Source organism: Hyphomonas sp., assembly GCF_037969335.1.
Lineage (GTDB): Bacteria > Pseudomonadota > Alphaproteobacteria > Caulobacterales > Hyphomonadaceae > Hyphomonas.
Map to the genome: position 1 here is coordinate 1 of NZ_JBBKXE010000172.1, position 9,994 is coordinate 9,994.

Sequence of the window (9,994 nt, forward strand, 5' to 3'; positions counted from 1 at the left end):
GGCGGCACGGGCTCGGCCAGCATCGTGACGAAAGACAAGATCACGATTGGCGCCCTCGCGGCGGCGCCGAAGCCCGCCCCTGCCCGGCCCAAGGTGAACGTGCCGGAGACCGCGTCATAGGCCTTGCGGCCGAGCGCGGCATAGGGAGAGACATCGCCCCAGTCCTTGTTGCCGCCATTGGCGAGATCATACAGGATGGCGGCAGGCACGATGGGCGATTTCGGCACGCTGGGCAGGTCGATCAGGCTGAAGCCGCGCCCGGCTTTCTTGAGGCCCGCCGCCACGCCATCGGCGGCGGCGAGGCCGAACGCGCTACCCCCGGCGAGGACGATCGCGTCCACGGCATCGACCAGTGTGCCGCCGGCCAGCAGGTCTGTCTCGCGCGTTCCGGGGCCACCACCGGCGACGCAGACAGCCGCCACAACCGGCTCATCGGGCAGGATCACCGTGGCACCCGTGCGCACGGACACATCCTCTGACTGCCCGACCTTGATGCCCGGGACGTCCGTTATCAGGTTCTTCGCACCGGGTTTGGCCATCATGTCTGCCTTTGTCTTTTCATTCCTGCACCCATCTCATAAGGTCAGCCGGACACCGCGCCAAGCAAAGGGTTATTCATGTTTCCTCGTTTTCGCACTCCCGCCCGTTCCGTGGCACTGCCATGCCTTGCCCTTGCCGGCCTTGCGCTGGCCGCCTGCGCGCCGGCCAAAGATAATGTGACATCCACGGCGGAGGTCGCCCGCAAGGCAGCCGAGACCGCTGACGCGCTGAGCCCGCCACTGGGCGACCTGAGCTGGACCAAGGGCGCGATGGTCGCTGCGGCCAACCCGATGGCGGTCGATGCCGGGCTGGAAGTGATGCGCAACGGTGGCAATGCCATCGATGCCGCGATCGCCGTCCATGCCGTGCTGGGCCTTGTCGAACCGGAAAGCTCCGGCCTCGGGGGCGGCGCCTTCATGGTCTATTATGACCGCGCCAAGGACGAGATCACCGTGTTCGACGGCCGCGAAGTTGCGCCAGCCGCCGCGACAGCGGACTATTTCATCAAGGACGGCGAAGTGATGGGCTTCATCGAAGCCTGGCAGTCGGGCCACTCTGTCGGCGTGCCGGGTCAGGTCGCACTCTACAAGGCCGCGCATGACGCCGCCGGCACCGGCGACTGGGCCGCGAATTTTGCGCCCGCCATCAGGCTCGCGGAAGACGGCTTCAAGGTCGGGCAGAAGCTGCATGAGGCCCTCGCATCCGAGCGGCTGCGCAGTTTCATCAATCTTGATGACAACCCGGTCACAGCCGCCTATTTCTATCCGGACGGCACCCCCCTGCCGGTGGGATACGTGCGCAAGAATCCGGACTATGCCACCACGCTGAGGGCGATTGCCGCTGAGGGGCCGAGCGCCTTCTACAAAGGTGAGATCGCCGACGGAATCGTCGCGGCGGCGAATGCCGAGCCGTATGGCGGCGTGATGACGCTGGAAGACCTCTCGAACTATACGGTGAAGACACGGCCTGCCGTCTGCGGCACGCTGCCGACCGGCTACAAGATTTGTTCGGCGCCGCCACCCAGCTCCGGCGGGATCGCGCAGAACGAAATCATGGGCCTGTATGACCAGATGAAGCCCGGCCCGAACATGCGTGTGTCGGAAGACTATTTCCTCCGGATATTCGTCGACGCCCAGCGCCTCGCCTATGCCGACCGCGACTATTATGTTGCCGATGCGGACAAGGTGACCGTGCCAACCGCCGACCTGATCAATCCGGATTACCTGAAAGTGCGTGCGACCCAGGCCTTCGCGCCGGACGGCCATGCGACGCCGGGCGATCCGGGCGTTGCCCTTGGCCGCGATCCGATGATCGGCATGTGGGGCCAGGACAAGACCGAGCACGCGCCGGGCACGACGCATATCTCGATCGTGGATACGGACGGCAATGCCGTGTCGATGACAGCGACCGTGGAGGCCGCCTTTGGCTCGTCGCGCATGACGCACGGCTTCCTGCTGAACAACCAGCTGACCGACTTCTCGCGCGCACCGACCGCGGGCGGCCAGCCCGTGGCGAACGCGCCAGCCGCCGGCAAGCGTCCGCGCAGTTCGATGTCGCCGACAATCGTGTTCGATGAAGGCGGCGACCTGTTCATGGTGACCGGTTCGCCGGGTGGCAATTCGATCATCGCCTATGTCGCCAAGACGCTTGTCGGCGTTCTCGAATGGGGCCTGACGGCGCAGGAATCTGTCGACCTGCCGAACATTATCGCACGCGGTGATACGGTGGGCGTCGAGGTCGACCGGGCTGGTGGGCCCGAGAAGGCCGAGACACTGCGCCAGATGGGCTACACGGTCGAAGAGCGCACCGGCGAGAATTCCGGGCTGCACGTCATCGTGGTGCGTGACAATGGCCTTGAAGGCGCTGCCGATCCGCGCCGCGAAGGCGTGGCGAAGAAGCTGGAATAGGCGGGCCTGGTTTTTCTGGGGCTCATCCTGAGCGAAGTCGAAGGACGAGCCCCGTGCGACCCGAACTTCCCTGCCCGCCCCCATCCTTCGACTTCGCTCAGGATGAGCGCTTCGGACGAAACCTACTGCGGTGAACCATGGCCAAGCTCTATTTCTCGTATGCGGCGATGAATGCCGGCAAGTCGACGATCCTGCTGCAGGCGGCGCACAATTACCGTGAGCGGGGCATGGACGTGCTATTGCTAACCTCGGCGCTTTATCGCGAGGATAGTGACGGGCACATTTCCTCGCGGATCGGGATCAGTTCCGAGGCGACGCTCTATTCCGACACGGTCGACCTGTTCGCCCTTGTACAGGACGTCATGGCCAAGGGGCGGCTCGACGCGATCTTTGTCGACGAGGCGCAATTCCTGACCAAGGAACAGGTCTGGCAGCTGGCGCGGGTGACGGACTATCTGCACGTGCCGGTGCTGGCCTATGGCTTGCGGACCGATTTCCAGGGCGAGCTGTTCGAGGGGTCTTCCGCGCTGCTGGCGATTGCCGACAATCTGCGCGAGATCCGCACGATCTGCGAATGCGGCAGCAAGGCCACCATGGTCGTGCGCCTCGGCCCGGACGGCAAGGCGCTGACGGAGGGCGACCAGGTGTCGATCGAGAAAACGACGTACCTGTCGCTGTGCCGGCGCCACTGGGAAGAGCGTATGGGCCGCTTCCCAGTGGGCTGAGGCGGGTATGCTAGGCGCTGGCCGCCCTGCCTGTGACGGGCATGCCGGGGATGAGGCCGGGGGTCGTGCGCCGGTAGGCGTCGTATTCCTCGCCAAGGTCCGCAACCAGTGTCTTCTCCTCGAAATAGATGCCGACCAGAACATAGGCTGTCATGGCCAGCGTGAAGACGAGACGGCTGATTGTCAGTTCCGGAATGGCCCAGAGCGAGATCAGCACGCCGGTCATCATCGGGTGACGCACCAGCTTGTAGAACAGCGGTGTACGGAACGTGACATCCTTCGATTGCGTGCGGTCAACCTGCTGCCAAGCCTGTTGCAGACCGAACAGGTGGAAATGGTTGATCAGGAATGTGGAGATCAGGACCACGACCCAGCCCAGAAAATAGACGCCGAGGACAATGTTGCCGGGCATTGTGCCGGATATATCCCAAAGCGTGCCGGGGATGGGCACCCAGAACAGGACAAGGATCGCAGTCATGATCGCGACGAACACGAGATACGTGCTGCGCTCAATGGCGGCCGGCATGTATTGCGTCCACCATGCCTTGAAACCGGGGCTGGCCATGAATGTGTGCTGCGCGCCCCACAGTGCGATGAGCGCAACATTCCAGGCGATCGCCACCGGACCCGTCAGATGCGGCGCGAAGGCCGAGGCGGTATTGAGCGTGACGGGCAGGAACATGTCCGCCACGAAAAGGATGAGGCCGACAAGTGCCGCCACGCCAATGGCATAGCAGACGAGGCTGTAGAGCATGGTGATGAACCGAACCATCGGTAGTCTCCCTGTTTGTTTGCAGCCGGACATTCCGGCGATGCACGTGGCATCTCATTCAAGGGAGGAATTTGGTAGTTCACGGATTGAAGCAGAGTGCTTCACGTTCTGAAGCAACGCAGTTCTGATTACAAGTCCTGTGGTCGATGCCGGGCCGCAACACCTCACGCAATGCCCCTGCTTCCTCCCCATTCCTGCCGTAATTGCGCGCGAGGATTCACAATACAGGGAAACAAGAAGGAGACTTCCCGTGGGCGCGAAGCGGAATGCGATTCTGGGAATCATCACAATTGCTGCCTTTATCGGCTGCGGCCTGCTGGCCAGCGCCGAGGCGCAGGACGCCGATACCGTACCAGACGCGTTCATCGACTATGACGGATTTGTCGGCCTGAGCGGGGAACTTGCCGCCTATCGCCAGACGCGGCTTGTCGACCTGGATACGTTCAATGCGATGAAAGCCGAGCCTGGCACGATCCTTCTGGATACGCGCAGTTCCGAAGCCTTCCACATGGGCCATATCGAGGGCGCGGTTAACCTCAACTTCTCCGACTTCACGGACGACAAGCTGGCCAAGGTGCTGGGCGACAAGTCCACGCGCATCCTGATCTATTGCAACAATAATTTTACCGACAATGTTGCCCCGGTGATGGTGAAACGCATCCAGCTGGCCCTGAATGTGCCGACATTCATCAATCTTTACGGCTATGGATATGAGAATATCCATGAGCTGAAAGATGCCCATTCGATCAGGGATGCCGACATTCACTGGGTGTCCGACTGGCCCGAAATGGCGGCCTCTGCGACCGTTCAGGAAAACTAAACTGCCCATCTGCTACCTTGCTTTTGCGGGTGCGAGGCTTCATTTGCGGCGCTGTACCTGAATAGCAGACCCCGTGAAGAGGCTCGCCCATGACCGCCAATGCATCCGCAGCTACTGCTGCCGCGCCGAAAGTGAACCCGAACGCGCCGACCGAGGAAACCGTCCTCAGCGTCGAGCATTATACCGACCGGCTGTTCCGCTTCCGCATCACGCGCCCCCAGAGCTTTCGCTTCCGCACCGGCGAATTCGTGATGATCGGCCTGCCCAAGGAAGACGGCAAGCCGCTGCTGCGCGCCTATTCCATCGCGTCACCGGCCTGGGACGAGGAACTGGAATTCTATTCGATCAAGGTGCCTGACGGCCCGCTGACATCGCGCCTGCAATCGATCCAGCCGGGCGACAAGGTCCTGCTGGGCAAGAAGCCGACCGGCACGCTGGTGCTGGATGCGCTGACCCCCGGCAAGCGGCTCTACATGTTCTCCACCGGCACCGGCTTTGCGCCGTTCGCCAGCCTCGTGCGCGATCCGGAGACCTATGAGCGCTATGACGAAGTGATCGTGACGCACACCTGCCGCGACGTGGACGAGCTGACCTATTCCCGCGATCTCGTGAACGACCTGGTCAATGATCCGCTGGTTGGCGAAATGGTCGAGGGCAAGCTGCGCCTGTATACGAGCACGACGCGCGAGCCGTCCGACTGCATGGGCCGCATCACGACCTTGATTGAATCCGGGAAACTGTTTGCGGATCTCGGCGTGCCGAAACTGAACCCCGAGACCGACCGGGCGATGATCTGCGGCTCGATGGAAATGATCCAGGACGTGAAAGCGCTGATGATTGCCAACGGCCTGACCGAAGGCTCGAACGCCGCGCCAGCCGAATTCGTGATCGAGAAGGCCTTTGCGGGCTGACCTGCGTTCGCTATCGCGCCCGTTCCATAAAACCTGACACCGACGTCATGTATTGACATGGCCCGCCTGCCCCGTGTCCACTCGCCTTCAAAACGAGGGGAGACGGTATGGCGGTTTCACGCAGGACGATGCTGCTGGCAGGCGGCGCGGTTGTGGCGGGTGGCGTGGCCATCCCAACCGGACGACACCTGACATGGGGCGGACGCGACTTCACGCGACCTGACTATAGTCCCGACTATCCGGACGCGCCTGCGGGCGAGGAAAGCTGGATGAACTGGTCCGGCGTGGAGCGCGCGACACCGCAGGCGATCAACCTGCCCGTCAGCGAGGATGAGCTCAGCGCCCTGATTGCCGGCACCAATGGCCGGGTGCGCCCGTTCGGCAGCGGGCATTCCTTTTCCGGCCTCGTGCCGAGCGAAGGCATGATGGTGGATGTCAGCCGCCTGACCGGCCTGAAATCAATCGATGCGGAGACCGGCGTGGCCGTGTTCGGCGCGGGCACACGCCTGTTCCAGATGGCAACCGAACTGGCCGGCGTCGGCCGGGCGCTGCCGAACCTGCCGGATATTGACGTGCAGACACTGGCAGGCTCCTTCTCCACGGCGACGCATGGTACCGGCGAAACGCTGACGGCGCTGCATGACCATATCCTGGGCTTCCGGATGGTGACGGCCAGTGGCGACGTGCTGGACGTGACGCCTCAGAGCCATCCTGACCTGTTTGCAGCGGGGCGCGTGTCGCTCGGCGCGCTGGGCGTGATGACGCAATACACGCTGCGCACGGTGCCCGCGTTCAACCTGCACCGGACAGTCTGGGTCGAGCGGATCGAGACGCTGATGGAGCGGGCCGAGGAACTGGCCCAGCAGCACCGCAATTTCGAATTCTACTATTTCCCGCACACCGGTTATGCCGCCGGGATCAGCCACGACCTGCACGAGGGCCCGATCACGGGCAAGGGCGAGACCGAGGATGATTCCACGCTGGAAGAGCTGAGAGCCCTGCGCAACACGGTCGGCTGGTCACCCTGGCTGCGGCGCAAGATCATCGGCGCGGCCCTGCCCAAGGGCGTGGTCGAGGATGTCAGCGACAATTCCTACAAGCTGCTGGCGACGACGCGGCCGATCAAGTTCAACGAGATGGAATACCATCTGCCCCGCGCCAACGGTCTGAAGGGCCTGCGCGAAGTGATCGCGAAACTCGAACAGCGCAAGGACGTGTTCTTCCCGATGGAAGTGCGCTTCATCGCGCCGGACGATGCCTGGCTGAGCCCGTTCAATGACGGGCCGCGCATGTCGATCGCGATCCACGCCGCAGTGGACGAGCCGTATGATTATTTCTTCTCCGATATCGAACCCCTGCACCGCGCCAATGGCGGGCGCCCGCACTGGGGCAAGCACCATTCGCTGGGACGGGATGAACTCGCCGCCCTGTATCCGAAATTCGGGGACTTCATGGCCCTGCGCCGCGAGATGGACCCGGCGGGCAAGTTCCTGAACCCGCACCTTGCCAAACTGTTCGGGGAGCCGTTCGATGCTTGAATTTTCCCGTCGTAACCTGATCCTGGGCGGCGCCGCCCTAGCTGGAGTAACCGCGCTGATGATGAAACCCGGAGACAAGAGCGGGCCGCGCGATGCCTATTTCCTCGACGTGCAGAAGGCGCTGATCGCGGCCGGAATCGCGATGCCGACCATGGTCGTGGACCGGGCGCGGCTGAACGCGAATATCGACACGCTGAAAGGCTTCCTGCCGCCGGGCATGGGATACCGGATCGTGGCGAAGTCCCTGCCCTCGCTGGGCCTGATCGACCATATCCGCAAGCGGACGGGCACAGACCGGCTGATGACGTTCAACCTGCCCATGCTGCTGGAGATTTCGCAGGCGATGCCGGAGGCGAGCCAGCTGCTGGGCAAGCCCCTGCCCGTGGTTGCGGCGCGGCAATACTTCGAACAGCTGCCGCTCGAGGTGTCAGGCGCGGCGGACAATGTGCAGTGGCTGGTCGATACGCCCGAACGCGTGGCACAATATGCGGCGCTGGCAGATGAATTCGGACGGGACCTGGCGCTGAACGTGGAGCTGGACGTCGGCCTGCACCGGGGCGGCGTTGTGCCGGGCGAGGTGCTGGGCGCGATGCTGGCCGCGATCAAAGCGCACCCGCGGCTGAGCTTTGCTGGCTTCATGGGATATGATCCGCATATCCCGTCGCTGCCGACCGCCATGGGCTGGCGCGACCGGGCGATGGCGGGCGTGCGCAAGACATATGCCGACGCACTGGTTCAGGCAGGCGAGGCGTTCGGGGCGGACGTGATGGCGGGCATCACGCGCAATGCGGCGGGCAGCCCGACCTATAGGACCTATCAGGATACGGAGATTGCCAGCGAGGTCTCGGCAGGCTCGTGCCTGGTCAAGCCGACGCATTTCGATACCGAATTGCTGGAGCCGCATGTGCCGGCCAGCTTCATCGCGACGCCGGTGATCAAGTCGCTGCCGGTGACGCACATGCCGGGCCTCGACCTTGCCGACGGGGCGACGCGGGCGTGGCACCCGCACGCCACGAAGACCGTGTTCATCTATGGCGGCAACTGGCTAGCCGACCCGGTCGATCCACCGGGGCTGGAATACAACAAGACGTTCGGGCGGTCGTCGAACCAGGAAATGCTGAATGGCGGGCCAGAGCTGGAGATCAGCCCGGACGAGTTCGTCTTCCTGCGCCCGCACCAGAGCGAGGCTGTGTTCCTGCAATTTGGCGACATTGCCGTCTATGAGGACGGCGCGATTGTGGAGCGGTGGCCGGTGTTTGATTATTCGGCGTGAGGGGTGCGGGAGAGGCGCTCTCATCTTGCCGAGTGTGGCGGGGAGCCTTTTCGACGACCGCTCGGGAATGGGGCATTCAGGCGATGTTACGCCTCTCTTTCAGTCAAATATGAATAATCATAAACCCGCATCATGCAGTTATGCATGCCTGCAGTGGGGTGAATGGGCGTTCTCATTTTGACGAATGTGCCTACTTTGAAGGTGTGAAACGGAACGCGTCCTCACCACGCACTCTCATTACCTGGAAATGAAAATCACCTCATGCTCACTCAACAAAGACATTCTGTAAGTCAGCAAACGGCGACAACCATGAAATCGCGAGCTGCATCAGTCATCACAGCTATTCTTTGCTCATATTTCCCTACGCCATCCGTGAAGGCTAACGACGCTCCAGGTTTCGATCGCTGGTAACTGACACCACCAGAATCACCCGTATTTCGTCGACCGCCCCTCATTGGCGAGTACATGTCCATTGTGACCGCCAGTTTGAATGTCCGGCTTTGAGCCAAGATCACCTGCTCGCTCACAGCGTTCGTTAAATCCGCACGTTCGAGGTTCCGCGCCACCCAGTACACCGCTATCAAGGTGTACCGTAAACGAACGCTGCTTCGCGATTGCTTACATTACGGAAAATTGTGTTGGATTTCGATGTGTTGTGACGGTCTTCTGTATTTGCTGCCTTGGAAAATGGTCGAGGATGCGGCGATCTGATCGTCATTGTACAGTTCTTATGAATACACGGAGGCCCCTCCATGAAAGTGGGCAGTAGAGTTATTTCCGCAGCATTTTTCCTGGCGCTTGGCGCGTGTGTCAGTGCACCGCCTGACCTCAAGGACAACCAGATCGTGCCCGGCCAGCGGGTCAGCAATGTCGAGCTGGGCATGTCATTGTCCAGCCTGCTGTCGCTGCAGGGAAAGCCGAGCCGGACCATCCCGATCGCGCATACAAATGCCACCTCCTACACATTTGACGGGCTGACCGTGGCCGCAGATGACACGGTCTACTGGATCATTGCGCACGATCCGCGCTTCTTCACGGACCGGGGCGTGTCGATGGGCTCGGAGCAGATCTTTGCGCGCGGGACCTATGGCAAGCCGAAATGCGTTGTGACCCGCGATAAAGTCACCGTCTACGATTATGGCAACATCTATTTCGAAGTGGACAATGCCACCGGCAAGGTCGGCCAGATCGGCGTCCAGCGCAGCACGCAGACCTGTAACGGACCGTCCTAGCAGCGTCATAGGCCAGCCTGCTTTCGTGGCCTGAAGCACGTCTGCCCTCCCCCGGCTTGCGGAGGAGGCGGCTGGGCGTCTGGCGGCCAGACCTAGAGGATATGGGAGGCCTTGCGCCCCCTCCGCCCCTTCGGGGCACCTCCCCCGTGAACGGGGGAGGACAAGGCGGCGCGTCAGGACGAATCCAGCAGCGCGATCTGGAGGGAGGCTTCATTGTGGATGTCGCGCAAGGCCTCGCGCTCGGTTTCCGGCACGCGGCGCGACGTTGCGGCCGGT

General features: G+C 62.4%; 9 protein-coding genes. 7 read left to right on the forward strand and 2 right to left on the reverse strand.

The features are described from left to right. The coding region (locus AADA04_RS12845) for a P1 family peptidase (RefSeq protein ID WP_340693669.1) at positions 1-542 on the reverse strand (542 nt) is incomplete at its 3' end. Positions 543-617: 75 nt separating this feature from the next. Between AADA04_RS12845 and ggt the strand changes: the two genes are divergently transcribed. Further along, positions 618-2,447, forward strand: a complete 1,830-nt coding sequence (gene ggt, locus AADA04_RS12850) for a gamma-glutamyltransferase (protein ID WP_340693670.1) — start codon at positions 618-620, stop codon at positions 2,445-2,447. 137 nt (positions 2,448-2,584) lie between these two features. Next, positions 2,585-3,172, forward strand: coding sequence for a thymidine kinase (locus tag AADA04_RS12855; RefSeq protein WP_340693671.1), 588 nt, complete (start codon positions 2,585-2,587; stop codon positions 3,170-3,172). A gap of 10 nt (positions 3,173-3,182) precedes the next feature. Here AADA04_RS12855 and AADA04_RS12860 read toward each other — a convergent pair whose 3' ends face one another. Next, positions 3,183-3,944 (reverse strand): isoprenylcysteine carboxylmethyltransferase family protein, encoded by a 762-nt coding sequence (locus AADA04_RS12860; RefSeq protein ID WP_340693672.1) that lies wholly within the window; start codon positions 3,942-3,944, stop codon positions 3,183-3,185. A 250-nt stretch (positions 3,945-4,194) separates the two neighbouring features. Between AADA04_RS12860 and AADA04_RS12865 the strand changes: the two genes are divergently transcribed. The 5 genes from AADA04_RS12865 (at position 4,195) to AADA04_RS12885 (ending at position 9,718) form a co-directional block, all read left to right on the forward strand. Beyond that, on the forward strand, positions 4,195-4,764 hold the full coding sequence (locus AADA04_RS12865; RefSeq protein ID WP_340693673.1) for a rhodanese-like domain-containing protein: 570 nt from the start codon (positions 4,195-4,197) through the stop codon (positions 4,762-4,764). A gap of 89 nt (positions 4,765-4,853) precedes the next feature. After that, the gene (locus tag AADA04_RS12870; RefSeq protein WP_340693674.1) at positions 4,854-5,675 is read left to right on the forward strand and encodes a ferredoxin--NADP reductase; all 822 of its coding nucleotides are present in this window, start codon (positions 4,854-4,856) and stop codon (positions 5,673-5,675) included. 107 nt (positions 5,676-5,782) lie between these two features. Further along, on the forward strand, positions 5,783-7,213 hold the full coding sequence (locus AADA04_RS12875; RefSeq protein WP_340693675.1) for a D-arabinono-1,4-lactone oxidase: 1,431 nt from the start codon (positions 5,783-5,785) through the stop codon (positions 7,211-7,213). Further along, positions 7,206-8,486, forward strand: a complete 1,281-nt coding sequence (locus AADA04_RS12880; RefSeq protein WP_340693676.1) for an alanine racemase — start codon at positions 7,206-7,208, stop codon at positions 8,484-8,486. The genes AADA04_RS12875 and AADA04_RS12880 overlap by 8 nt, the downstream gene beginning before the upstream one ends. A gap of 752 nt (positions 8,487-9,238) precedes the next feature. Beyond that, complete coding sequence (locus AADA04_RS12885; RefSeq protein ID WP_340693677.1) at positions 9,239-9,718, forward strand: hypothetical protein; 480 nt, start codon at positions 9,239-9,241, stop codon at positions 9,716-9,718. Positions 9,719-9,994: the final 276 nt, after the last annotated feature.